29 protein-coding genes are annotated in these 26,290 nt (G+C 37.0%); 1 reads left to right on the top strand and 28 read right to left on the bottom strand.

Features of this window, described 5'->3' with window-relative positions:
* Positions 1-27 precede the first annotated feature (27 nt).
* From holA to MUA90_RS06890, 26 genes are all read right to left on the bottom strand, one after another.
* Complete coding sequence (holA, locus tag MUA90_RS07015; RefSeq protein WP_114603244.1) at positions 28-1,002, bottom strand: DNA polymerase III subunit delta; 975 nt, start codon at positions 1,000-1,002, stop codon at positions 28-30.
* A 65-nt stretch (positions 1,003-1,067) separates the two neighbouring features.
* Positions 1,068-3,308 carry a DNA internalization-related competence protein ComEC/Rec2 gene (locus tag MUA90_RS07010; RefSeq protein WP_262585934.1) on the bottom strand — a complete coding sequence of 747 codons (2,241 nt, stop codon included), beginning with the start codon at positions 3,306-3,308 and terminating at the stop codon, positions 1,068-1,070.
* Positions 3,309-3,315: 7 nt separating this feature from the next.
* A complete protein-coding gene (locus MUA90_RS07005; protein ID WP_114603242.1) occupies positions 3,316-3,777 on the bottom strand; it encodes a ComE operon protein 2 in 462 nt (153 codons plus the stop codon).
* Between the two features lie 122 nt (positions 3,778-3,899).
* Complete coding sequence (locus MUA90_RS07000; RefSeq protein ID WP_262585932.1) at positions 3,900-4,526, bottom strand: helix-hairpin-helix domain-containing protein; 627 nt, start codon at positions 4,524-4,526, stop codon at positions 3,900-3,902.
* A gap of 49 nt (positions 4,527-4,575) precedes the next feature.
* Entirely contained in the window at positions 4,576-5,292 is a 717-nt protein-coding gene (locus MUA90_RS06995; RefSeq protein WP_262585930.1) for a class I SAM-dependent DNA methyltransferase, read from the bottom strand.
* Entirely contained in the window at positions 5,293-5,643 is a 351-nt protein-coding gene (rsfS, locus tag MUA90_RS06990) for a ribosome silencing factor (RefSeq protein ID WP_114603239.1), read from the bottom strand.
* Positions 5,644-6,228, bottom strand: coding sequence for a bis(5'-nucleosyl)-tetraphosphatase (symmetrical) YqeK (gene yqeK / locus MUA90_RS06985; RefSeq protein WP_114603238.1), 585 nt, complete (start codon positions 6,226-6,228; stop codon positions 5,644-5,646). It lies immediately after the preceding gene.
* Positions 6,218-6,790 (bottom strand): nicotinate-nucleotide adenylyltransferase, encoded by a 573-nt coding sequence (locus MUA90_RS06980; RefSeq protein WP_262585928.1) that lies wholly within the window; start codon positions 6,788-6,790, stop codon positions 6,218-6,220. The genes yqeK and MUA90_RS06980 overlap by 11 nt, the downstream gene beginning before the upstream one ends.
* Before the next feature lies 1 nt (position 6,791).
* Positions 6,792-7,082, bottom strand: coding sequence for a ribosome assembly RNA-binding protein YhbY (gene yhbY, locus MUA90_RS06975; protein ID WP_114603236.1), 291 nt, complete (start codon positions 7,080-7,082; stop codon positions 6,792-6,794).
* Positions 7,083-7,892, bottom strand: a complete 810-nt coding sequence (gene aroE / locus MUA90_RS06970; protein WP_262585926.1) for a shikimate dehydrogenase — start codon at positions 7,890-7,892, stop codon at positions 7,083-7,085. It lies immediately after the preceding gene.
* A 12-nt stretch (positions 7,893-7,904) separates the two neighbouring features.
* Positions 7,905-9,005, bottom strand: a complete 1,101-nt coding sequence (gene yqeH / locus MUA90_RS06965; protein ID WP_262585924.1) for a ribosome biogenesis GTPase YqeH — start codon at positions 9,003-9,005, stop codon at positions 7,905-7,907.
* Positions 9,006-9,533 (bottom strand): YqeG family HAD IIIA-type phosphatase, encoded by a 528-nt coding sequence (locus MUA90_RS06960; protein ID WP_114603233.1) that lies wholly within the window; start codon positions 9,531-9,533, stop codon positions 9,006-9,008.
* Between the two features lie 19 nt (positions 9,534-9,552).
* On the bottom strand, positions 9,553-10,239 hold the full coding sequence (locus MUA90_RS06955; protein ID WP_262585922.1) for a 5'-methylthioadenosine/adenosylhomocysteine nucleosidase: 687 nt from the start codon (positions 10,237-10,239) through the stop codon (positions 9,553-9,555).
* Positions 10,240-10,448: 209 nt separating this feature from the next.
* Positions 10,449-10,931 (bottom strand): transcription elongation factor GreA, encoded by a 483-nt coding sequence (gene greA / locus MUA90_RS06950; protein ID WP_105992645.1) that lies wholly within the window; start codon positions 10,929-10,931, stop codon positions 10,449-10,451.
* 28 nt (positions 10,932-10,959) lie between these two features.
* The gene (gene udk, locus MUA90_RS06945; protein WP_114603231.1) at positions 10,960-11,583 is read right to left on the bottom strand and encodes a uridine kinase; all 624 of its coding nucleotides are present in this window, start codon (positions 11,581-11,583) and stop codon (positions 10,960-10,962) included.
* On the bottom strand, positions 11,583-12,833 hold the full coding sequence (locus MUA90_RS06940; protein ID WP_114603263.1) for a peptidase U32 family protein: 1,251 nt from the start codon (positions 12,831-12,833) through the stop codon (positions 11,583-11,585). The genes udk and MUA90_RS06940 overlap by 1 nt, the downstream gene beginning before the upstream one ends.
* A gap of 33 nt (positions 12,834-12,866) precedes the next feature.
* The gene (locus MUA90_RS06935) at positions 12,867-13,793 is read right to left on the bottom strand and encodes a peptidase U32 family protein (RefSeq protein WP_262585919.1); all 927 of its coding nucleotides are present in this window, start codon (positions 13,791-13,793) and stop codon (positions 12,867-12,869) included.
* Entirely contained in the window at positions 13,790-14,431 is a 642-nt protein-coding gene (locus tag MUA90_RS06930; RefSeq protein WP_262585917.1) for an O-methyltransferase, read from the bottom strand. The genes MUA90_RS06935 and MUA90_RS06930 overlap by 4 nt, the downstream gene beginning before the upstream one ends.
* Positions 14,432-14,693: 262 nt before the next feature.
* Entirely contained in the window at positions 14,694-15,005 is a 312-nt protein-coding gene (locus tag MUA90_RS06925) for a DUF1292 domain-containing protein (RefSeq protein ID WP_105992641.1), read from the bottom strand.
* A 24-nt stretch (positions 15,006-15,029) separates the two neighbouring features.
* Positions 15,030-15,455 (bottom strand): Holliday junction resolvase RuvX, encoded by a 426-nt coding sequence (gene ruvX / locus MUA90_RS06920; protein ID WP_114603228.1) that lies wholly within the window; start codon positions 15,453-15,455, stop codon positions 15,030-15,032.
* Positions 15,456-15,458: 3 nt separating this feature from the next.
* Positions 15,459-15,722 (bottom strand): IreB family regulatory phosphoprotein, encoded by a 264-nt coding sequence (locus tag MUA90_RS06915; protein WP_105992639.1) that lies wholly within the window; start codon positions 15,720-15,722, stop codon positions 15,459-15,461.
* Between the two features lie 67 nt (positions 15,723-15,789).
* Positions 15,790-18,420 carry an alanine--tRNA ligase gene (gene alaS, locus MUA90_RS06910; protein WP_262585913.1) on the bottom strand — a complete coding sequence of 877 codons (2,631 nt, stop codon included), beginning with the start codon at positions 18,418-18,420 and terminating at the stop codon, positions 15,790-15,792.
* Between the two features lie 314 nt (positions 18,421-18,734).
* Entirely contained in the window at positions 18,735-21,164 is a 2,430-nt protein-coding gene (locus MUA90_RS06905; RefSeq protein ID WP_262585912.1) for an SF1B family DNA helicase RecD2, read from the bottom strand.
* A gap of 3 nt (positions 21,165-21,167) precedes the next feature.
* Entirely contained in the window at positions 21,168-21,836 is a 669-nt protein-coding gene (locus MUA90_RS06900) for a tetratricopeptide repeat protein (protein WP_262585910.1), read from the bottom strand.
* Positions 21,837-21,939: 103 nt separating this feature from the next.
* Positions 21,940-23,052, bottom strand: coding sequence for a tRNA 2-thiouridine(34) synthase MnmA (gene mnmA, locus MUA90_RS06895; protein WP_262585907.1), 1,113 nt, complete (start codon positions 23,050-23,052; stop codon positions 21,940-21,942).
* Between the two features lie 3 nt (positions 23,053-23,055).
* Positions 23,056-24,198 (bottom strand): cysteine desulfurase family protein, encoded by a 1,143-nt coding sequence (locus MUA90_RS06890; RefSeq protein WP_262585906.1) that lies wholly within the window; start codon positions 24,196-24,198, stop codon positions 23,056-23,058.
* 182 nt (positions 24,199-24,380) lie between these two features.
* Here MUA90_RS06890 and MUA90_RS06885 point away from each other — a divergent pair, with 182 nt between their 5' ends.
* Complete coding sequence (locus MUA90_RS06885; RefSeq protein WP_262585905.1) at positions 24,381-25,391, top strand: LLM class flavin-dependent oxidoreductase; 1,011 nt, start codon at positions 24,381-24,383, stop codon at positions 25,389-25,391.
* 82 nt (positions 25,392-25,473) lie between these two features.
* On the opposite strand, the gene MUA90_RS06880 is transcribed toward MUA90_RS06885, so the two are convergent.
* Positions 25,474-25,677: a CsbD family protein gene (locus tag MUA90_RS06880; protein ID WP_262588817.1), complete on the bottom strand. Its 204-nt coding sequence runs from the start codon at positions 25,675-25,677 to the stop codon at positions 25,474-25,476.
* A 130-nt stretch (positions 25,678-25,807) separates the two neighbouring features.
* Positions 25,808-26,227: a cysteine metabolism transcriptional regulator CymR gene (gene cymR / locus MUA90_RS06875; protein WP_105992632.1), complete on the bottom strand. Its 420-nt coding sequence runs from the start codon at positions 26,225-26,227 to the stop codon at positions 25,808-25,810.
* Positions 26,228-26,290 lie beyond the last annotated feature (63 nt).

Genomic DNA, 26,290 nt, shown 5'->3' with positions numbered 1-26,290 from the left:
AGTTCAAGCTCTTGGCTTGAACTTTTTTTATATGGACAAAATAAAAAGTTCCAATATCAATTGTTTATCCATATAAGAAGATTTAAGTTTGTAGTCAGTTTCAGCACATGCATTCATGATTTGCATTAAATGTCTTAAATCATATTGTCTTGATGCTCTTAAAGCTAATTTAACTCTGAATGGATGTACACTGACTGTTTTAGCAATCTGTTGTTGAGAATACCCTTTTTTCGCTAAAATTTTACATTGGTAGTACAATCTGAAATTACTTGCTATTAATGCCAATAACTTGATTGGCTCTTCTTTCATGGTGATTAAATCATTCACCAAATTTACAGCTTCTGGTTTCTTACCTTGTTGAATATAATCAGTTAATAGAAATACATTTTGTTCTAAACTTCTATTTACAATCGTTTCAACATCCTGCTTTGTAATTGTAGGTCGATCCCCTAAATATAAAATGATTTTATCCAACTCTTGCTTTACCAAATTGAAATTAATACCTGTTAAATCAATAAAAAGGTTTAACGCATCTTGCTTAATGTCTTTATATTGTTCATTCAAGGATGTTTTAATCCAATTTTTCAATTCTTCTTCAGACATTTGCTCTATTTTAATCAGCTTTGAATGTTTTTTTAAAGTTTTCACAAGCTTCTTACGCTCGTCTAATTTTTGGTTATATACTTCAAATATTACAAGTGAGGGTCCATCGAACTTTTCAATAAATTCTTGCAGCTGCTCTAGATTGTGCGTTACATCTTTACTGCCCTTTTCACCAGTAAATACATAAGCATTTTTAATCACAACTGCTTTTTCATCTGAGAAAAAAGGTAAAGTCATTGCTTCTTCAATACATACACTGATTTCTGTTTCGTTTAAATTAAAACTTGCAAAGTTAAAGTCATCTTTATCTGTTTGCAAATATTGTTGTGTAAGCTCATTTGTCTTTTTATCAATTAGCTCAGGTACTTCACCGTAAATTGTAATAATATTATTTTCCACAACTGGCACCTCTCAAAATTAGCATACTTTAGTATTATAGCATTTGTATTAATATGACACCATTCCTATTGATTTTGCGTGATGACTTCTATATTGTGATCTAAATTAAAAGTCACTTCACCATTTATTTGAGTGTCGTAAATCATTGAACGGACGTCTTTTAAACGTTTTAATATAGTTTTATTCGGTAGTTTATACACATTGTTTTTGCCGCTGGAAATTATACTGTAAGTGGGATGTACTGTATTGATGTACGTAACACTGTTACTCGTTTGGCTGCCATGATGGCCCACCTTTAAAATATCAATTTTAGGTAATTTGTATTTTTGCAGTAACAGATTTTCGTTTTTAGCAGTAGCATCCCCTGTCGTTAAAATGTTATATTTTTTGGTTTGAATTAATGCAATGATTGAATGATCATTTAAGTCTTTGCTTTGTGTTAAGGCAGTATCATAAAATGTAATTTTATTTTCACCTAAACGTATAGATTTTATTGTATTAACGTCTATTAATTGCGTCTTGTTTTGATGACATAATCCATGAAGCTGCATTAAAGAAGAAACAGGAAAACTTTTAAAGTTAACAATCAAATTTTTAACGTGCACGTGAGTCATTACATAATGAAGCTCTCCAATATGATCTGCGTGCGGATGTGTCACTATGACATAATCAAGTGTCGAGATTCCCCTTCTTCTTAATGTAGGCAAAATATGAAACTTGCTGATGGAATGAGAATCATTTGAATCATTGGAGTTAAAATCAAACAATTGATTTTCATTTTGTGCTTTTCCTCCTGTATCGATTAAAATACGATCTCGATGGCGTGTTTCAAATAAAAATGCATCTCCTTGTCCCACATTCAGTGCAGTGAATCTAGTGTGTGGGATAGATGCAATGTACGTGAGAACAACACTGCCTGCCACAAACAAAATCAGAGCTGCTTTAATCTTAGTATTGGTTGTTAACACCAGCAAGATAATCAGCCAAACGAGTGTCATTACAATGAGAAAACTATTCATCTCCCCTATGAACCAGCGAAATCGCACTAAGTACTTGAACAAAGGAATAAGTAATTGATCATGAATGGCATATAATTTAACTATTAGCAAATTAAGTAACGTATTCGACGGGAGCCACTGATAATAAAAATAAGTAAAAATAGCAAGCGGAAATAAAATGAACGAATAAAAAGGAATAAATATAAAGTTGGAAACAAATCCAATCCATTGAATTTGGTTGAAATGATAAGCGCTAATCAAAAAAGAACCGAATTGTGCAATCAAGGTCATGATAAACATGGTAAATAAAGCGGATTTATTTTTAAGTGCTGGTGAGGATAATAATATAAAACATGTAATTAAAAATGAAAATTGAAAGCCGATATCTAATACAATATCAGGGTTAACGATGCATAGAAATAAAAATACAGTACATAAGATATCAATTAGAGAATGGTAAAACTTTTTTGGAAGTATCATTACTAAGCTCATACATAAAATGGCGCGTAACGCACTTGGCGCAAAATCAGTATAGTAAGCAAATAACAATAATACTGTAATAATAATAAACTTGATAAAGATAAGAGGAATAGAGAGTCTATTAAACACAAAATAGAAAATCGAGGCAATGACCACAACATGAGAGCTGCTTACAGCGAGCAAATGATAAATACCAAGTTCCTTATCAGTTTCTAATTCACTTGGACTAATAAAACTTACATCACCAGTAATCATCGCAAATGTATTTTGCCAATGCGGAGAATAGAGTTTGAGACGATGAAGAGAATAAAACTTATGTTGTGCTATTAATGATTCCAAAGAATGGGATTTTACCGGCTTACATGATGCATAGTTTATTTTCTTTACGATTAAAGATATTGCATCATTAAAGTCCGGATCAACTTTAAATTGGCCTTCTATATAGCAGTCTACATAAGCAGTCATCCCCTTTAATTTGTTTATTTCCGCAGGATTTTTTGGAAAGTAAGTCAATTTTACGAGAAAATCTCGAATTTTAACCTTTGATTCTGCATATTTTTCCTTCTTTATTTGCAAATGTTGAAGCATTAAATGACCTTTAAAAGGTTTTGAAGTCTTAAACCACATTAATTTTTGGGATTTATTTGAAATATGGCTAGAAAAAATCGTATAACTTATTATGGGTTGACATAATATAACTATAGTTAATAATATTGGAAGCTTTCTTTTTGTAATTATGAATAATAATAAGCCAGCAAGCATGTAAGCAAGCGGCTTATTATAAATCAATAAGATGCCGTCTAAAAATGCAAGTGCAATATATATCAAATATCTATCACTTCTTAGTTAAAAATTCTGCAACTTGATCAGCATCAAATGGTATCTTTTTATATTCAATTCCTGATTGTTTAAGCAGTTGAATTGCGTAATCGTGGTTGTGATAATCTTTAGCGTAGTAAATTTGTTTAATACCAGCTTGAATAATGGATTTAGTGCAATTCAAGCACGGGAAATGTGTTACATAGATTGTTGCCCCTTCTGTAGAAACCCCTTGTTTCGCACATTGCAATAAGGCATTCATTTCTGCATGAATTGTTCTGATACAATGACCATCTTCCATTAAGCAGCCTTCATCAATACAGTGTACTTCGCCTGCTACAGAGCCGTTATAACCTCCTGCAATGATTCTATTATCTTTTACAATTGTTGCACCGACAGAGAGTCTAGTGCACGTAGAACGAAGTGAAAGCAAATGACTTTGCGCCATAAAGTACTCTTCCCATTTTATTCTGTCCACGTTTTGCACCTCCATTGTTATATAACAATACTATTTTATTACAAAAAGGCATTTTAATAAATCATTATCTCTAAACTGTGAAATAATCCTTTAGCTTTTCAAATGATTTTTCACCTATGCCTTTAACGTTTTTTTAATTGATCTACACTATTAAATGAACCTTTTGATTCTCTGTACTCTATTATCGCTTTTGCTTTAGATGGCCCTAATCCGTTAACAGTAGTCAATTCGCTTTCTTTAGCACTATTCAAGTTAACCTTAGCCTGAGGACTCCCAGATTGCTTGGATGAAGCTGCAGCGTTTGTGCTTGTAGTATTTGAGACTGTTTGTCCTTTTTCAGGTACGACTATCATTTTTTGTTCGGTAAGCTTTTCCGAAAGATTTATCAGGGTCAAATCAGCTTTGGAGGTTATTTTTGCTTTATCCAGTACATCTTTAACTCTTTGGTTATCTTTCATCTCGTAAATGTTAGGATGCTCTACCGCTCCTTTGACATCCACTACAATATTTTTAACTTTTCCACCATTCGTTTTAATAGGTTCAGAGGTGTCTTTTCCTTTTTCAGAAGTACTATTGCTGCCTTTTTGATACTCATGCGCAGGTTTATCAGCAGCTTTGGCTTCTATTGGTGCATTTTCTTCTTTAGGATGGATAAATAAGAAGATACCCAACAGCAGCAACATTCCAATTACTGCTAACCAGGTGTATTGCTTATATTGCTCATAATAATGTATTAATTGGTCAAACATAAAAAATTCACTCCTTTATATAACAAACGTTTCAAGGAGTGAATTTACTTTATTTTTTTACAATGAAGAATAAACGATCGCTTTGCTCATCTTGATTCTCAACATCAAAATCATAGAAGGTTGAAATCGACTTAAAGCCGGCATTTTCCAACATATCAATATAGTCCTCACGCAGATACGTTCTTTGATAATGTTCTTCATCAAAACGATGATAACTGCCATCATTTTGAAGCTCAAAGAATGTCATATAATGCCAAACACTAAAGGGTTCCTCGCCTTTAACAGCGTCCCATCCTAAGAAGATATGTTCTGTCTCGTCAATATAACTATGATTTGCAAATAAGGTCTCCATTTTGTAAGTGGAATGCACATCAAAGATGAAAGTTCCATCGTCATTCAAATGCTCGTATACATGATTAAAAGTTGCTGCAACTTGATCTTTTTCAGCAATATAATTCAATGAATCGCATAAGATTGTAATGACGTCATAAGTTTGACCTAAATCAAAATCAGTCATATCGCCTTCTATCCATCTGATATTCGATGCTTTTTTTGATGCAACAGCTAGCATATCACTGCTTAAATCCATACCAGTAACATGCTTAAAATCTGTTAATAAATGCGTTAAGCTGCCGGTTCCGCAACCGATATCCAAAATAGAATCTCGTTTTGAAGCAGCTTGCTGTATAATAGCTAACCATTGTTCATAAGGTTGATCTTGTGTTAATTCATCATAGTATTGACTAAAACCTTGGTACTGAACCATTTAGTAAGCTTCCTCATAGGTTTTCATCGGTGCATCTCTATAGAGCTTTTCAATGTTGTAATAACTGCGCTCGTCTTTATGGAAGATGTGGACAATAATACCAGATAAATCCAGTAATACCCATCTTGCTTCGCTCAGGCCTTCAAAGACAGTAATATCTACGCCTGCTTTGTCAGCCGCTTCTTTAACAGCTCTCCCAATCGCCTGTACTTGTCTCTCGTTATTACCATGACAAATCACAAAGTAATCTGCCATATCATTGATGCCCTCTAAATTAAGAGAAATCACTTCTTCTGCTTTTTTACTCTCAACAGCTTCTACCGCCAAATCTAAAATTTGTTCTGTTTGCATTTAATCATCCTTTATTCTTTCATCACTGAAATTGTAGTAATTTAAACAATCAATCGTCGCTTTGTACACAGAGATATCATTGCCAATTAAAAATAAAACGGTTCTTTTAGAAATTTCATAAATAGTTTTATCTAAGTTGCCCGGCTGTTCTGCCATCTCTCTTATGTCTTCTACACCAGGTATAGTTCTTTTCGGCTCAATATAGTCCGCAATGAAAACAATTTTTTCTGTTTTCGACATTTGCGCACGCCCTGTCGTATGGAAGTGAATCGCATCTAAAACTTCTTGGTCATCGATACCATACTTCTCTTTCATAATAACCGCACAGACTGGGCCATGTAAAATTTCTGAACCATAACTTAATAAATCCTGATCTAAGTTATATTGTCCTACAATCTGGTACATAGAACTTAAATCATCATATTTTGCATAGTCATGCAAAACACCTGCAAGTTCTGCCTTTTCTACATCCCCTTTGTGTATTTGTGCTAAATGCTTAGCAGTTTCTGCTACACGCAAAGAGTGCTTATAACGTTTTTTAGGCAGCTTTTCTTCTACAAGTTTTACCGCTTCATTAATTTTCATATAATCGCTCCTTCCTGATATAGGATTCCACTTCTGCAGGAACCAGCACTTGAATAGATTCACCTTCAGCAACACGTGTTCTGATCATAGACGAGCTGATATCTATTCGAGGAATGTTCACTGCTATCATGTCATTAGAAACATATTGAACTGCTTTGTCTCTGTTCACAACGACAAACGTCACAATTTGTTTCAATGCATCAATTTTATACCATTTATCTAGTTGATCGTACTGATCAGTACCAATCACAAAATAGAGTTCTGAATCTGGATGTGCCGATTTAATCGCTTGCAGCGTATCATACGTATAACTTTGGCCTTCTCGTTCTATCTCATCTAAGCAGATTTCTCCAAAGCCTAATTGCGTGATTGCTGCCTTTAACATCGCAATACGGTGTTTAGTATTTAATTCAGTGCGATGTGCTTTTAACGGCGACATATAACTCGGCAAAAAGAGAAAGCGATCAGGTTTCAATTGGTGATAAACTTCGCTTGCTGCAACCATATGCGCAATATGAATCGGATTGAATTGGCCGCCGTATAAGACAATTTTATTTGTCATATTATGGGAGTTCAATCTGTTTGTTTTCTTCAGATTCTTTATACAACACAATCATAGATCCGATTACTTGTACCAATTCACTTTGCGTCGCTTCACTGACTGCTTGTGCTAATTCGCTTTTATCATCCATGTTATTTTGCAAGATATGAATCTTGATAAGTTCTCTATTCTCTAAAATTTCATTCAGCTGCTCAATCATATTATCATTTAATCCCGCTTTGCCGATTTGGAAAGTTGGGTTAACATGATGTGCTTTGCTTCTTAAAAATCTTTTTTGTTTACCTGTCAGCATTTAATTTCTCCTTTTTAATTGTTCAATCACTGTACTTTTCATTACTTCAATATCCGCTTCTGCCCCGCTCCATATTTTAAAACTCTCAGCACCTTGATTCACAAACATATCCAACCCATTATAGATAGGATTGCCTTTTGCTTCTGCTAAAGCAAGTATCGGTGTTTTCTCTGGTATATACACGATATCACTTACTAAAGTATCAGGTGCTAACTGATCTAATGAAATCACAACATCTTGGTTATGATTCATCCCAGCGGGCGTTGTATTAATCACAATATCAAATTGTTCTAAATTTGCTTCTACTTCTTTGAGCGTATACTGTTCGACCTCTAAATCCCAAGTATCGAAACGTTTCATCGTACGATTGGCAACTGTCAGCGGCTTGTTCGCAATTTCACTCAGTGCAGCTGCTAATCCTTTGCTTGCACCGCCGGCACCAATCAATAAAATCTTCGCATGCTCTAAATCTGGATACACACGTTTTAAGCCTTTAACATAGCCGATGCCGTCTGTGTTATACCCTGTCCATTTGCCATCTTGTATTTTAACTGTATTAATTGCACCTATCTTAGAAGCATGTGTATCGATTTCATCAAGATAAGGAATAATACTTTCCTTATGCGGAATCGTAATATTAAAGCCGTCCAATTGCTTTTCGCTGATTATTTCTTTAATCAGATGAAAATGCTTGGGCGGAATATTCAATGCTTCATAAGTGTCATCACGCCCTAATGCTTTAAAGTTGGCATTATGCATGATGGGAGATAATGAGTGGTCGATAGGGTGACCGATAACCGCAAATTTCATAATTATCACCTGCTACATGATAGAATTTCTTAGCACTACGTCTACAGACTTCGGTACTCTGACAATGACTTTCGCGCCAGGACCGATAGTAATAAATCCTAAGCCCGCTATCATGATATCTCTTTTCTCTTTACCCGTTTCTAAGCGGACTGCTTTCATATCATTTAAATCAAAGTCATCACGATTGCCTGGAGGTGTTAATAAGTCTCCAAGCTGTGTACGCCATAAATCATTTGCTTTTTCAGTTTTAGTACGATGAATATGCAGCTGATTAGAGAAGTAGCATACTAAAGGACGTTTGCCGCCTGAGACATAATCAATGCGTGCAAGTCCTCCAAAGAATAATGTTTGACCTTCATTCAATTGATAAACACATTGTTTAATTTCTTTATTCGGCATAATCTGTTTTAATTCTTTTTCTGATACATAATGTGTCATTTGATGGTCTTGGATAATACCTGGTGTATCGTACATAAATGACGTATCGTCTAATGGGATATCAATTAAATCCAATGTTGTACCTGGGAACCTTGATGTCGTAACGACATTCTTTTCCCCTACGCTTTGTTCGATTAATTTGTTGATTAAAGTAGATTTGCCGACATTCGTTGTACCGACAATATAGACATCATCATTGCTGCGATGTTTTTGAATCGCTTCTAGCAAGTCATTGATAGCATAGCCTTTTTCAGCTGAAATCAAAACAACCTCTTCTGCTTCTAAACCATATTTGCGTGCTGATTTCTTCAACCATTCTTTAACACGGCGTTTATTGATTTGTTTCGGCAGCAAATCCACTTTGTTAGCAGCTAAGATGACTTTCTTGTTGCCGACAATACGTTTTAATGCATTGATAAATGAACCTTCAAAGTCGAAGACATCTACAACATTAACAACGAGTCCCTTTTTATCTGCTAAATTATTCAGCAAGTCTAAGAAGTCTTCGCTATCCATACCGACATCTTGGATTTCGTTATAATTTTTCAATCTGAAACAACGCTGGCAGATTACATCTTCTTTATGCAGATTATGCGCAGGGACATAACCGGGTTTTTTCGGATCGTCAGCTTGAAGTTCAGCGCCGCATCCGATACATTTGCTCGTTTCTGTCAATCAATTTTCCTCCCACTTAATATAGCCTTTTCTTTTATATCTGTTGAGCAGACGTCTTTCGATAATACGATTGAATTTCGTCACAAAGCCGTCTGTTTTCTTAACAGGTACTACCATTACTGTATACATACCGCGGCGGTTGCCTCCGAATACATCCGTCAGCATTTGATCGCCGATGACCACTGTTTCTTCTGGTTTTAACCCCATACGGTCTGCCGCATGTTTAAATGCTTTGCCCATCGGTTTTCTTGCTTCGAAAATGTAATTGACTTTTAACGGTTGGCAGAAGCTTGATACTCTGTTTTGGTGGTTATTAGACACTACTGTGACTTTAATGCCTTTTTCATTAAGCATATTAAACCAATGAATCACAGCAGGTGTCGGATCTGCAACATCCCAACCGACTAATGTGTTATCTAAATCAGTAATGACACCTTTAATACCGTTATCTGCTAACTTATCAAAATCAATTTCATGTATAGACTGCACATAGGCATTCGGCATAAAGTTTTTACTTAAGATTCCCATACAACAATTCACCTTATCCTTATAAAGATTTCAACATTTGTAATACAATTTCACTTGATGATTTCGCTGCTTTTCCAATAAATTCATCAAACGTTACGTTAGCTTCGCCATTTGCTAAATCAGACACTGCTCTTGTCACAATAAACGGCACTTTGAATTGGTAGCAAGTCTGTGCAATTGCTGTTGCTTCCATTTCTACTGCCATAGCTTCAGGGAAATGTGCTTTAATATGTTCGCGCTGTTTGACTTCGCCAATAAAACTATCGCCGCTGACAATAAGACCTAAGCGGCCTGTCAGCTGCTGCTTCTCGATGACAGCTTGTGCAAGTTCAGCCAAATCATTATCTGCTTCATACGCTAACGGCATATTTGGAATCTGACCTAATTCGTATCCGAAAGCACGTGCATCTGCATCATGATACGTTGCTTTTGTACCTATTAGTACATCTCCGATATTCAATGAATGATCAAGTGCACCTGCTGAACCTGTATTTAAAATAGCTTCCGGTGAAAATTCGTTAATCAGCAATGCTGTTGAAATACTGGCATTGACTTTGCCGATACCGCTGAGTGTCAGGACAACATCTTTATTGTTGAGCTGACCTTTATAAAACTTAACATGGGCAATTGTAATTTCTTCGAGATGTGTGATGTTATCTCTTAAAATCATAATCTCTTCTTCCATTGCGCCAATGATACCAATCATCGTCATTTCCCCTTTCAAATTAACTATCAGTGATATTTTATCATAATTTGCCAGTCGCAACGACCAATCGCATTGCAACAAAGCTTCAACCCACAAAAAAAGGTTGGCGCTTTACTTTTGCTTATTGAAAGTGTGTTTCAAACAGAAAAAGTATCGCCAACCGTCATCATTTTATTAAGCAATCCAAACACGATTACTTTATTTCATAATTATTGTGATTGAATATTAGTAATTTTAACTTTCATTTCTGCACCGTTTGGTAGTGGTACACGCACTTCGTCGTCTAAATGTTTTCCGATTAAACTTTTAGCGATTGGTGATTCGTTAGAAATTTTGCCGTTGAAAGCATCCGCTTCAGCAGAACCGACAATTTGGTAAACTTCTTCTTCACCATCAGGAATCTCTACAAATGTAACAGTTTTCCCGATTTGAACAACATTGTTGTCGCCTGTATCTTCAATGATCAGCGCATTGCGGATCATATGTTCAATACGTTGGATATCTTGTTCGATGAAACCTTGTTCATCTTTAGCTGCATCGTACTCAGAGTTCTCTGAAAGGTCGCCGAAAGAACGTGCAACTTTGATTTTTTCTACAACTTCAGGACGTTTAACCGTCTTTAACTCTTCAAGTTCTTGTTCTAGCTTTTCAAAACCTTCTTGGGTCATTGGATATTGTTTTTGGTTTTCCATATTGTCATCTTCCTTTACTCAAGTGTTCCTATTGATTTTTTATTAAAGATTGGATTTTTGTTGTCATTATGTCGATAGCGACTTTATTGCTGCCGCCTTCAGGGATAATAATATCCGCATACTTTTTCGTCGGTTCTATGAATTGATTGTGCATCGGACGCACGACTGTCATGTATTGTTCAATGACAGACTCCATAGAACGACCGCGTTCTTTTGTATCGCGCATCAAGCGTCTTAAGATACGCAAATCCGCATCTGTATCGACATAAATCTTAACATCCATTAAATCACGTAATGTTTTGTTTTCAAGTGCAAATATTCCTTCTACGATAATAACATCTTTTGGTTGAAATGCAATGGTTTCAGCGCTTCTCGTATGATTGACATAATCATATGTCGGAACCTCTACAGGAATGCCGTTGCGCAAATCAATCAAGTTTTGAATCAATAAATCATTGTCGAACGCAAACGGATGATCATAATTCGTTTTCAAGCGTTCTTCGAATGTAAGATGCGATTGGTCTTTATAATAGTAGTCTTGTGCAATTAATGCAACACTATGACCTTCTAAATTATGAAGAATTTCATTCGTAACTGATGTTTTGCCTGAACCAGATCCGCCTGCAATGCCTATAATCGTTGTTGCTTTCATTATCCGATTTCCTTTCGCATCATGTTGTTTGGATAAATATCATGGTCTACTTTAAACTGAACGATTTGGAGCGGATGGCGCGCAGCATCTAATTCATTGCCTTCTTCATCATAAATCGCTTCAACCACTTGTGTGAAACCATCAATTTCAGGGCCGAAGAACTCAATTTCTTGTCCTGGTTTGAAGTGGTTGCGTTGCTGTACCGTCGCAATTTTAGTTTCTTTGTCATAATCTAAGACTAAACCGCAGAAATCATACGGTGTCTTTTTATTAGATTCATTGCCGAACATTTGCTGTTGATAACCTGGTGTACCTTCAAAGAATGATGAAGCAGTGTCTCTGTTGGCACATTTGTCCAGCTCAATCAGCCATTCAGGTTTGATTTTAAAGTTATCCGGATCTTCAGCATAAGCATCAATGACTTTGCGGTAGACAGATACAACCGTCGCAATGTAGTGAATAGATTTCATACGGCCTTCGATTTTCAATGAATCGATGCCGATATCCATCATATTCGGGATAGATTCGATTAATTTCAAGTCTTTAGGACTCATCGCAAACGGTACAACTTTGCCTTCTTTGTAGTATAAATCCAAGTCGCCGTTTTCTTCTACTTCTAATAAATCATAATCCCAGCGGCAGCTTTGGCAGCAACCTCCGCGGTTTGAGTCTCTGGCAGTCATATGGTTGCTTAATGTACAGCGGCCTGAATAGGCAATACACATTGCACCGTGGATAAAGGCTTCGATTTCGATATCCACTTTTTCTTTCATTTCTTTCATTTCCATCGCACCGGTTTCACGTGCTAATACTACACGGTCCAAACCTTCTTCTTTCCAATATTCAACTGCTTTATAGTTGCTTAAAGATTGTTGAGTTGATAAATGGATTTCTAAGCGCGGTGCTACGCTTTTGCATGTTTCAATGATTAACGGGTCCGCTACGATAATGCCTGTTGCACCTGTAGCTTCTAGATTTTTCAAATACGTTTCTAATCCTTCCATGTTTTCATCATGGGCAATGATGTTAGTCGTAACATAGATTTTAGCACCGTATTTTGCTGCAAATTCAACGCCTTCTTTAATCTCTTCCATTGTGAAATTATCAGCATTTGAACGCAAACCGTACTCTTGACCGCCTAAAAATACAGCATCTGCACCGTAATGTACTGCAATTTTCAGTTTTTCTAAGTTGCCGGCTGGTGCCAATAATTCAGGTTTTTTCACTTGGCGTTTAGATTTTGTTTTCATTTCTTTAACTTGAGTAACCAAGATAATTCCTCCTTAATATACGGTATGCTTGAATAAGAAACCTTCGTCAAATGGTCGATGTGCTGGTTGAATTTTTTCAATCGCATCGAGCAAGAAGAATTTCTGATCTTCATAAGATTCCGGATCATCATTATATAAATCAATAGCTTCTCTGTATTGTTCTGTACATTCGTTAATATATTCTTCAGAATGCAAGACACCATCTATTTTAATACTGTCGATACCCGCTTCAAACAGCGGCTCTAACTCTTCAATCAAACAAATGTCGTTCGGAGACATAATATGTGTGCCGTTATAATCTTCAAAGACCGGATATTGATTTTCTCGTTCTTCATCATACAGCAACAAATCATTTTCTGTCTCTTCATCACGCTGAATCTTCATTTGACGCTCTTGGAATGTAAAATAGTTGCCGAGCAGCATACGTTTAGATTGGAACATACAAGTCATACCATGTACTTGTACTTCAATTTCAACATCTGCATTTTCTTTGATATGCAAAATTTCTTCTAAGCTTAATTCGCGTGCTAATACTGCTCTTTTAGCACCGCGTTTACCCCAGTAGTTGCATTGGAAGTAATTGGTAACTAATGTTTCAGCGTCCCAGTTCAAAGGAATAGGGTTCGCTTGTTCTTTTACATACATCACAACTGCAGGGTCGCCGAAGATAATTCTGTCTACTTTGATTTCATGCAAGAATTGAATATAGTCTTCTAAAGCATTGAGGTGATAATTATGAAAAATACCATTCACAGCAGCATATGCTTTTTTGCCGTGTGCATGAATCATTTCAACTGCTTCTTTCATTGCTTCTCTGTCAAATTCGCCTGCTAAACGCAAACCGAACTTTTGTTCGCCAATCACAAATGCATCAGCGCCTCTGTAAATTAAAGTTTCAATATGATCTACCGACTTCGGTGTCACTAATAATTCTGTCATTTCGACTCTCCTTTTACAGCTATTGCTAAGCCGTCTTCTATATCTAAAAAGTTAGTGTGATACGCTTCGTTATCATTTAACCAAGTGTTGAATTTTTGTATTTTCTTAACCATCTGTCTGACATTTCTGCTTCTTACTACATCAATATCAGCCACAAAATCGTGATATAAAATATTATCAATCACGACGAGACCGCCTGTTTTGAGCAGCGGCGTATACAATTCAAAGAACTTCTTCGTTTGTGCTTTGGCCGCATCGATGAAGATCATATCTAATTTTCGATCAGCTACTGCATCAAATGCTTCTCTGGCATCTTCGAAAATGATTTCGATTTGTTCTTGATAGCCGTAGTCTGCAATATTTTGTTTCGCTTGCTGATACATATCGTCATTTCGCTCAATCGTAGTAATACGGATATCAGGATCGACTGACGCAAAATGCATTGCACTGTATCCGATTGCAGTACCAATTTCTAAGATATGTTTGGGCTGATGAATACGTATCAATTGTTTAACCATATCTAATGATAAAGGATGAATAATCGGCACCTCATGTTCTATTGCATAGGGTCTGAGCGCTTCTAACTTGTGCGGATGCTTTTGTGATAAAGCGACTAAATAACTTTCATTTTTACTCATGTTTCTCTTCCTTTATCCATACTGAGTGCTGGTTCAATAAAAATAAATCAGTCGTTTTTTGACTGATTCTTATCTTATTTAACACTGCACTTTTCATAAATTAACTTTACATATTTTACCATATATCTTGTTGAATATTAAGTACTCAAAGTGAATATCTGCTAATAAATTTTCAAACTTATACCTTAGTTAAAAAACTTCTATGTTGATAGTGGAGTGCATAGAAAAAGCGGAGGTAGCTCCTCCGCTTCAAACTACTCATTTATTCCATTTCAGTGTTCACGATTTCTTCAATCATGTCCCACTCTTCCTCTGTTTCAACTGGTAAGAATTTACCACCGTCGCCAGAATCATCTGGTACGTTAATCATAGGAATCAATTCGATCATGTCATCATCGTCTGAAGTATCGCCTTCTTCAGCTAAAATAACATATTCTTTTTCAAATCCAGGATGATAGAATTCTAAGACTTTGCGATATAATACTTCATTACCGTCTTCATCGTATAATGTTAATAATTCCTCATCGTTATTGATTTGTAATTCTGCATCTTGATTATGATTTTGTTCTGACATAAATAACTCTCCTTTTACGGTAAATTAAAGTGAATCTAAATAACCTTGCAAGATAAAAACAGCAGCCATTTTATCAATCACTTGACTCCGTTTTTTTCTGGAAACATCCGCTTCCAGCAATGACCTTTCAGCAGCCATTGTACTAAGGCGTTCATCCCACATTACCACATTAATATCCGGTAATGCTTCTAGCAGTGCTTCTTTGTATTTTATCGAAGCTTCGCCTCTAAATCCAATAGAATTATTCATGTTTTTCGGCAAACCTATGACGACAGTATCTGCGTCTTCTTTTTTGATGATTTCTGCCAATCGGTCTATACCTAATTCATTTTCTTCTTCATTGATTCGGAGTGTATCTAAGCCTTGAGCAGTCCAACCCATTAAATCGCTGACAGCAACGCCGACTGTTTTGCTGCCGACATCTAATCCGATAATTTTATGTTTTAACATAAATTAATCTTGATCAGATACTTTCAAGTAGTAAGAAACAAGTTCTTCCATAATGTCGTCGCGATCAATTCTTCTGATTTGATTTCTCGCTTCATTGTGGCGTGGAATGTATGCCGGATCACCTGACAGCAAGTAACCTACAATTTGGTTTACTGGATTGTAACCACGTTCTTCAAGCGTATTATACACATTTGTCAGCACGGATTTAACATCATCTTTTGGCACTTCGTCAATATTAAAACGCATCGTTTTGTCGAAATTATTCATATCATTACACACTCCTTAAACTATAGTAGGCTGATACATCTCTATTCTACATGAGAGTGCAAGGAGATTATAGAGATTTAATATAGTTTTTAATGAATTGTAATGACTCTGTTATCTTGCTAGGGTCGCTGCCGCCGCCTTGGGCCATATCTGGGCGTCCGCCGCCTTTGCCTCCGACAATCGGAGCCATTTCTTTAATAATGTCGCCTGCTTTGACTTTATCTGTTTCTGATTTAGGCACTGTCGCAACTAATGCAACTTTGCCGCCGACATCACTTGCTAAGATAATCACTGCATCTTGCAATTTAGATTTGAAGTCATCCATGGTTTGTCTTAAGCCTTTTGCATTATCAGCATCTACTTGCAATGCTAACACTTTAAGACCATTGATGTCTTCGACTTGGTCATCGATATTGCCCATTTTAAGTGCTGTAATTTCTTGATTGCGCTGTTCTAGTTGTTTATGCAATTGTTTTTCACTGTCGATCACATGTGCAACTTTTTCAGCAACTTGATCATCAGATTTCGCTTTCACTTGATCTTTAACTGTATTGAATTTATCTTGAATGTCTTCAAGATATAAGAATGCTGCTTTGCCTGTTAAAGCTTCAATACGTCTTACACCAGCACCTGTACCCGATTCGCTGACGATTTTAAACAATCCGATTTCAGATGTGTTTTTAACATGAATACCGCCGCATAATTCGATTGAGAATGGTGCCATATCTACAACGCGTACGATATCGCCGTATTTTTCTCCGAATAACGCCATTGCACCTGATGCTTTTGCTTCTTCAATCGGCATTTCTTTAATTGTAACATTGATGCCTTTCCAAATTTCTTCATTCACACGGCGTTCGATTTTTTCTAATTCTTCTTTTGTCACTGGACCAAAGTGAGAGAAGTCAAAACGCAAACGTTCGCCTTCAACTAATGAACCAGCTTGGTTAACATGATCGCCTAATACTTCTTTCAGCGCAGCATGCAATAAGTGTGTTGCACTGTGGTTTTTTGTAATGTCTCGGCGTTCTTCATGATTAACGGATGCTTCTACTTCAGCACCTGCTGTGACTTGACCGAATTGGACTACACCTTTGTGCAGATTTTGACCGTTCGGTGCTTTTGTGACTTCTGTTACTTCGATTTCAAAGCTGTCGTTGCCGACTGTACCATTATCCGCAACTTGTCCGCCGCTGACAGCGTAGAATGGTGTTTGTTTCAACACAAAGTAAACAGTTTCTCCAGCTTCTGCTTGTTCCACTTTTTCACCGTTATAAATCAAGTCAGTAAGTGTTGTGTGCTGATCCATAACATCATAACCAACAAACTCGCTTTCAGTAGTGATGTTTTTAAGTACTTCGCTTTGAATTTGCATAGATTGTGAGTTTTGACGTGCTTGACGTGCACGGTCTCTTTGCTGCTGCATTTCTTGTTCGAAGGTTGCCATATCGACTGTTAAGCCTTCTTTTTGTGCGATTTCTTCTGTTAATTCGATTGGGAAACCGTATGTGTCATAAAGTTTGAAAGCATCTTTACCGTTGATGACTTTATCGCCTTGTTTAGCAGTCTTAGTCAATTCATTTAAAATGTTCAAACCTTCTTCCAATGTTTCGTGGAAGCGTTCTTCTTCTGATTTGATGACACGTTTGATGAAGTCTGCTTTTTGTTTTACTTCTGGATAATACGGTTCCATAATATCTGCCACTGTATCAACAAGTTCATACATAAATGGTTTGTTGATGTCTAATGACTGGCTGAAACGTACTGCACGGCGTAATAAACGACGCAATACATAGCCGCGGCCTTCGTTAGCAGGCAATGCACCATCACCGATCGCAAAAGCAATCGTTCTGATATGGTCAGAAATAACTTTGAAAGCAACATCTTGTGCTTCTTTTTCTTGATATTTTTTATCAGAAATACGTTCTACTTCTTCAATAATCGGCATAAATAAGTCAGTTTCATAGTTCGTACGTACATTTTGAGCAATAGAAGCCATACGCTCTAAGCCCATGCCGGTATCAATGTTTTTATTAGGAAGCGGTGTATACGTATGATCTTTGTTATGGTTGAACTCACTGAATACTAAGTTCCATACTTCTAAATAACGTTCATTTTCGCCGCCTGGATACATTTCTTCAGCAGGGTCTTCTTTGCCGTATTCTGGTCCGCGGTCATAGAAAATCTCTGTGTTCGGACCTGATGGGCCTTCCCCGATATCCCAGAAGTTGCCTTCAATACGAATAATACGGCTTTCATCTAATCCGATGACATCATGCCATAAATCATATGCTTCTATATCTTCAGGGTGAATCGTTACATATAATTTTTCAGGTTCCATACCCATCCAGCGATCGCTTGTTAAGAATTCCCAAGCAAACTCAATTGCTTCTCGTTTAAAGTAATCGCCGATAGAGAAGTTGCCTAACATTTCAAAGAATGTATGGTGGCGTGCTGTAAAGCCGACATTTTCAATATCGTTGGTACGAATCGCTTTTTGAGAGTTGACGATACGCGGTTTTTTCGGGATTTCACGACCGTCAAAATATTTTTTAAGTGTCGCAACACCTGAGTTGATCCAAAGTAAAGAATCATCATCAATCGGTACTAACGGTGCAGAAGGTTCTACCATATGTCCTTGTTCTTTAAAGAAATCAATATAATTTTGTCTGATTTCACTTGCTTTTAGCTGTTTCATAAATAACCTCACTCCTAATTGTGCATTGTTGTTCAATTTCCGTATCACGCATGCTTAGAACGCAAAATAAAATGCATCCATCCACAAAGGGACGAATGCATCGCGGTACCACCCTAGTTATGCGATTATCAACGAATCACATCACTCAATGTTTTATACGGACTGACATAAAGTAGCGTTCAGCAAGCTATGCGATACCTTTCACCTGCCGGTATCTCTCTTCACCATAGTCTTTGCTTACTCGGCTTTATGCGAATTAATTTTATTTTAGTCTGACACATCCAAAAAGTCAACTAAATCTCATAGCTTCACGATTATTTAGATTGATTAAATGTATAAGGTGTTACATCGCCGACACCTATCATCGGATCAATGTCATAGATTGTCTCCTCTGTCAGAGCAACAACTTTGTGTCCTGCTGGTGCAGATGATTCGCTTTTTTCTTCACTAGTTGAATCATCTATATCTGAAGCTGTATCTTCATCACCTTCAGTACCGAAGTAATCTCTCAACAGTTGTGCAAGACGCGTCATACGGACTTGACCATATGTCTTCATACCGATATCAAATGCTTGGCTGTCTCCGAGAAAGACGAGTGATTGCTTAGCACGTGTCAATCCTGTATAAATAATCGGACGCTGCAGCATACGATAATATTGTTTAACAATCGGCATGATGACAATCGGGAATTCAGAACCTTGCGCTTTATGAATCGATGTACAATAAGCATGTGTTAATTCCATCATATCTTGTTTGGTAAATGTAATCTCATTGCCTTCAAAATCAACGACCAAAATATCTTTATTCAATTCATTTTCTCTCGCCCAGAAGATACCGATAATCACACCGATATCGCCGTTAAAGATATTATCGTTCGGACGATTAACCAGCTGCAGTACTTTATCGCCCTTTCTAAAGACCGCTTCACCGAACTCAATCTCTCTCGCATCGTCTTCTTTAGGATTCAATATATCTTGCAGCACTTTATTCAGTCGTTTGATGCCCGCACTGCCGCGATACATCGGTGCAAGTACTTGAATATCGCTCATATCATACCCTTTTTTAACTGCAGAGCTGACTACTTTATTGACAACATCCGGAATTTGTTCTGCTGTACATGGAATAAAGCTTCTATCGTGAAAACGCTGTGTAATATCAATCGGCTGTCCTAATTTCATCTTATGTGCCAATTCGATAATACTCGATCCGTCTTGCTGACGATAGACTTCCGTTAAATTGACACGCGGAATCACTTTAGCATCAATTAAATCTTTAAATACTTGTCCAGGTCCGACAGACGGTAATTGGTCTTCATCGCCGACTAAGATAATTTGAGCATCAATCGGTACCGCATTTAAAAATTGATGGAAGAGCCATGTATCGACCATCGACATTTCATCAATAATAATCAATTTTGCGGTGATTTCATTTTCTAGAACATCTTCAGGTTTTGTATCTTGGCTCCAGCCGATCAAACGATGAATGGTCATCGCTTCTAAACCTGTAGATTCTTGAAGCCGTTTGGCTGCTCTGCCTGTCGGTGCAGCGAGTGCAACAGGATAATCATCTTCATCATAGTCGCCATAATCGAGCGATAAACCGTGTATCTCCGCATATAATTCAACAATACCTTTAATAACAGTTGTTTTTCCTGTCCCAGGACCGCCGGTTAACAACATCACCTTGGAATTAATTGCTGTCTCAAGCGCTTCTTTTTGTGACGTTGCATAATTCACATCGTTCATTTCTTCGATTTCACCGATATGCATCTGCAAATCAGATTGTTCGATATCTATCAGCTTCGTTTGATGAGATTGAATGCGATATAAATTTTGAACACTTTTCATTTCAGAATAATACAAACTTGGGACAGATAACGTTTCATCCGCTTCAATCAACTTGCTTTCTTCTGTAAGCTCTGTAATCATCTGTTCTAACAAGTCAGGTTCAATCTGTTCATTGTAACTGCCGCTGAGCATTGCAAGCGAAGTTTCGATAACATAGTCTTTAGGCAAGTAGGTATGCCCTTGTTTGATACATTCTTCTTCAATCGTATACAGCACCCCTGCTTTGAGACGCTCAGGTGCATCAAAAGCAATACCCAAATTTTTAGCTAAAGTGTCTGCTTTATTAAAGCCGACCCCGCGTACATCATAAACCAAGTCATACGGATTTTTTTCTATCGTTGAAATTGTATCGCTTTGATATACCTGATAGATACTCATCGCAAGTTTAGGACCGAACCCTAAATCATGAAGGCGAATCATAATTTTTTCAACTTCTTGATTACTGTATATCTGATCAGCAATTTGTTCTTGCTTTTTCTTCGATAAGTTAGGGACATCTTTTAATACGGTTTTATCATCTAAGATTTTATTAATCGTATTTTCTCCTAAAGTTGCAACAATATTTTCTGCAGTTTTCTTACCGATACCTTTGAACAAATCGCTGGATAGATAACTGACAATAGCATCTTTGGTTTGCGGCACTTCTTTTTCGAAGGTTTCAGCTTTCAGCTGTTTGCCGTACTTAGGATGCGTGACAGCTTGCCCTTTGAATGTGTAGACATCTCCTTCAGCAATTTCAGGAAAGAACCCTACAATCGTAGGCATCGCATCAAAGTCTTCATTGGTTTCAATCGGTTCTACTTTTAATACCGTATAAAAATTGTCTTTGTTTTGAAACAGGATGGCTTCCACTGTTCCTTTGACCATTGAATAATCAAATAATGTAGGGTCCTTCAAAGGTTATTCCTCCTCTTCTTTAAGCTGACTGAATGTTTTAATCGCATGCTGGCTTAATAAATGTTTCGGATCAATCTCTACGGCTTTCTCAAAATAAGGTAAAGCTTGGTCCGTATCTTCAGTATGCATGAATCCTGCTAAACCTCTGTTATATAATGCATCGGTATGTTTCGGATTGATTTTTAGTACTTTATCTAGTTGTGTGATGCCTTGTTCAAACATCTCCATATGACAGAGCACCAAACCATATTGGAATTGGATTTCTTCGTCTTGATTTTGATCTAATTCAGCTGCGCGCATTAAAAACGGCAAAGCAGATTTAAAGTCGCCTAATTGGTTGAATGACATGCCGATCATATAATTGGTATCTGCTTCATTAACACCAGTTTGGAGCGCTTGATGATACAGCTTGATAGCATCGTTATAACTTTCAGCATTGTAATACACATTGGCTAAGTTATAATAAATCGCACCGTTGTCCGGATCGATTGTTAAGGCTTTTTGGAAAAATTTTTCAGCTTTTTCCACTTCTCCAGCTTCCGCAAGTAATATACCGGAGTTGATATAATTTTCAATGGCTTCTGGATGTGCATCTATATTTTCAAAAAGGGCTTTTAAAGCCGCTTCGAATTGTCCATCTTTAATCAACTGATAAATTTCTATTTGTTTCATGCTTTGTCCTCATTTCTTTCATATTCAACTCTTTATTTTATCAGAAATTACCGCAACTATGTAAAAAAGAGACGAGGAATTTCTCCTTGTCTCTTCAAGCAAGTTAAACTACGTATGTGAGTTGTCCTTCATTTTTATAAACATCATCGATTGTAGCGCCGCCTAAGCAGACTTCACCGTCATATAATACGACTGCTTGTCCAGGTGTAATCGCACGGACTGGTTCTTCGAAATCTACACGGATTTGATTGTCTGCGATTTGTGTCACTGTGACTTTCGTATCTTTTTGGCGGTATCTGAATTTTGCTGTACATTCATAGCCTTCGCTTAAATCGATAGGATTAACTAACGATACATCAGATGCGATTAAATAATCACTGTATAATGCATCATGATGGAAACCTTGTTCAACATATAAAATGTTTTGGTCTAAGTTTTTGCCTACAACAAACCATGGATCGCCGTCTCCGCCGATTCCTAAGCCATGGCGCTGTCCGATTGTATAATACATTAAACCGCTGTGTGTGCCCATTTTCTTGCCGTTGAGCGTACGCATATCACCTGATTGTGCAGGCAGGTAATTAGATAAGAAATCTTTGAAATTGCGTTCACCGATAAAGCAGATACCTGTTGAATCTTTTTTCTTTGCGGTTGCTAAATCTTGTTCTAAGGCAATTTGTCTGACTTCTGATTTTTCCATGCCGCCTAACGGGAACATTACTTTAGATAATTGTTCATTTGTTAATTGGTTTAGGAAGTAGGTTTGGTCTTTGTTATTATCCACACCTCTTAACATTTCCACTGTTCCGTCGTCATTGCGTCTGACTCTCGCATAATGACCGGTAGCCACATAATCAGCGCCTAATTTCATTGCATGGTTTAAAAATGCTTTGAATTTGATTTCTTTATTGCACATTACATCAGGGTTAGGTGTGCGTCCTTTTTTATATTCATCCAGGAAGTAAGTAAAGACTTTATCCCAGTATTCTTTTTCAAAATTGACCGCATAGTAAGGTATACCGATTTGGTTGCACACAGCAATGACATCATTATAATCTTCAGTTGCTGTACATACGCCGTTTTCGTCAGTATCATCCCAGTTTTTCATGAAGATACCGATAGCGTCGTAACCTTGCTCTTTAAGCAGATAAGCAGTGACTGAACTGTCAACGCCGCCTGACATACCTACTACTACACGTGTATCTTGGTTGCTCACGTTTTATTCCTCCTTAAATTTGTGATAAATCTTGTGAATTTCTGCTACGATATATTTGATTTCACGCTCAGTTGTCAGTTCGTTGAAGCTGAAGCGGATAGATTGTTTTGTGCGATTATCATCTTCGCCGTACATTGCTGCTAAGACATGAGACGGCAATGTTGAACCTGCTGTACATGCTGAACCTGATGATACAGCAATATTGGCTAAGTCAAGCAGCGTCAGCATTGTTTCTACATCGATAAACGGGAAGTATAAATTTAAAATATGCCCCGTTGTATCTGTCATTGATCCATTGACTTCAAATGGAATGCTGCGTTCTTGAAGATTCACTAAAAACTGCTCTTTCAAACTCATTAAATGCACATTGTTTGCATCTCGATTTTCAGCCGCAAGTTTCAATGCTTCTGCCATACCTGCTATTTGCGGTACATTTTCAGTTCCTGCACGACGCTTGGTTTCTTGTTCGCCGCCAAGTTGTGAATATTGAATCGGTGTATTCGGTTTAACCAATAAGACACCTACACCTTTAGGACCTCCGAATTTATGTGCAGTCATACTCATTGTATCGATATCGAAGTCATCGAATTCAATCGGCAAATGTTCAATTGCCTGAACTGCATCGACATGTAATAATGCACCACGGCTTTTGACTATTTCTTCAATGTCATACATCGGCTGTACAGTCCCTACTTCATTATTAACGAACATAATAGATACTAGAATCGTATCGTCTCGCATAACCGATTTTAATTGCTCTAAATCTACAAGGCCTTCTTTGTCTACATCAAGATATGTGACTTCAAAGCCTTCTTTTTCCAGCTGTTCGAATACATGCAATATAGAATGATGTTCGATTTTTGATGTAATTAAATGTTTGCCTTTATGCTGATTAGCGTAAGCCAAGCCCTTGATTGCAGTGTTGTTGGATTCTGTTGCACCGCTTGTAAAAATTACTTCATTCGGGTTTGCGCTTAATAACTTTGCAATTGTTCTTCTTGATTCATCTAAATATTGTCTGGCATCTCTACCTACATGATGGATGGACGAAGGATTGCCGTAATGCTTTGCATACAAGTCCATCATCTTCTCTATAACCTCTGGTTTAACAGGAGTTGTTGCTGCATAATCTGCATATACTTCCATTTTGTCAGACACTTCCTCACAATTTTATCAATGTTCCAATTCTAGCACCATCACTACAAATTTTCTAGTACTCTGTTCAACAATTATTATAACATGCAAAAAGTGTGGTTAAGCAATAAAATTCTTTCTCTATTTCGCCCTTGTTATAATTAAGTTACGAGTTTTAAAGAGGAGGTCATTTTTTGAGTAATATAAAAGTATCAGCTTTAAATTTAGTGCCGATTAAAGACGGTCAAGATGAAAAGCAAGCCATTGATAATATGATAGACTTAGCACAAAATCTTGATCAACTCGGCTTTGAACGCTATTGGATTGCTGAACATCATAATGCACCGAATTTAGTCAGTTCAGCAACAGCGTTATTAATTCAGCATACATTAGAATATACACAAAACATCCGTGTCGGTTCAGGCGGTATTATGCTTCCGAACCACGCACCTTTAGTTGTGGCTGAGCAATTCGGAACATTAGAAACAATGTTCCCTAACCGTGTCGATTTGGGTCTAGGCCGTGCACCTGGTACAGATATGATGACAGCTAGCGCTTTGCGCCGCGATCAGCATAACGGGGTATTTGCATTCCCTGAAGAAGTTGTACAGCTTCAAAAATATTTCGGACCTGAAAATCAGCAAGGTTATGTGAGAGCTTATCCGGCTGTCGGTAAAGAAGTACCGCTATATGTATTAGGTTCATCTACAGATTCAGCACATTTAGCAGCAAGAATGGGCTTGCCTTATGTATTTGCCGGTCATTTTGCGCCTCAGCAAATGAGAGAAGCTATGGCAATCTACAAAGAATTATTCGAGCCATCTGATGTATTAGACAAACCTTATATGATTGTTTGTTTAAATGCGATTGTAGCTGAAACAGATGAAGAAGCGAAGAAACTTGCTACAACATTAGCACAAGTGGCAGTCAGTATCGCAAGAGGCAGAATGGAACCGCTGCAGCCGCCTACTGATGATTTAGCATCACTGTTAACACCTAACGAACTGAAAATGGCAGAAAGCCGAGCAAAATCTTCATTAATCGGTTCTGAAGCAACAGTGAAAGCACAACTTGAAAACTTTATCGATATTTACGGAGATATTGATGAATTAATGGCAATCAGTTATGTTTACGATCAAGATAAACAAATTGATTCATTCAAACGTATTCAAAAAGTTGTCTCTGAAATCAACAATAAATTATAACCGCTTAATTTAATAAACGGCATAAATAATGGGTGGAACGCAATGTTGTACGTTCCACCCATTTTATCGTTGATAATACAATTTATTTATCGTTTAATTTATCTTTAACTTTGTCAGCAGCGTCTTTTGCTTTATCTGCTGCTTCATCAACTTTTTCGTTGACTTTGCCTGAAGCTTTATCTGCTTTGCCTTCATTTTCTAATTCTTTGTTGTTTGTAGCGTTGCCTACTGTTTCTTTTACATTACCTTTAGCTTGTTCTAATTTGCTTTCGCCTTTGTTTGTCATCATTTATTCCTCCATTCGAAGTATAATTGATTTATATTTTGTTTTACCACAATGAAAATGTCGGCAAACATAAATTAGAGCAAAAAAGCAGCCGAATACAAAAGTGTATCAGCTGCTTTTCTAGTCCTTGTTAAATGTAGAACATGTAGTTATTAAGTTTATCATTGTCTTTAAACTCAGCAAGATATTTTAATGTTGTACCATCGAGCACTTCTCTTACCGCATCTCTCATGCGCAGCCATAGTTCTTTTTGCGCTGGCGGTTCTGAATCTATACTTTCGACAAAGGAAATCGGACCTTCTAGGAGTCGAATAATGTCACCAGCTTTGATTTCATCAGCTGGAACACGAAGTTGGTATCCACCTTTAGCACCACGTACACTTCGAATCAATCCCGCATTTCTTAACGGCCCCACTAATTGTTCTAAGTATAGATCACTAAGATTATTTTCTTCTGCAATTGTTTTTAACGATACGCAACCTTGCCCTTCTCTCTTAGCAAGAGAAATCATCAAGGTTAAGCCGTATCTCCCTTTTGTAGAAATTTTCATTTTATTACCTCGCTTAATCCGATTTTGTTTTATTCAATTCTAGCATTTTTTACGTTAATATAG

Source organism: Staphylococcus sp. IVB6181 (assembly GCF_025561445.1).
Taxonomy (GTDB): Bacteria; Bacillota; Bacilli; order Staphylococcales; family Staphylococcaceae; genus Staphylococcus; species Staphylococcus simulans_B.
The sequence above is the reverse complement of the archived record's forward strand: the minus strand, read 5'-3'. Positions and strand labels throughout refer to the sequence as shown.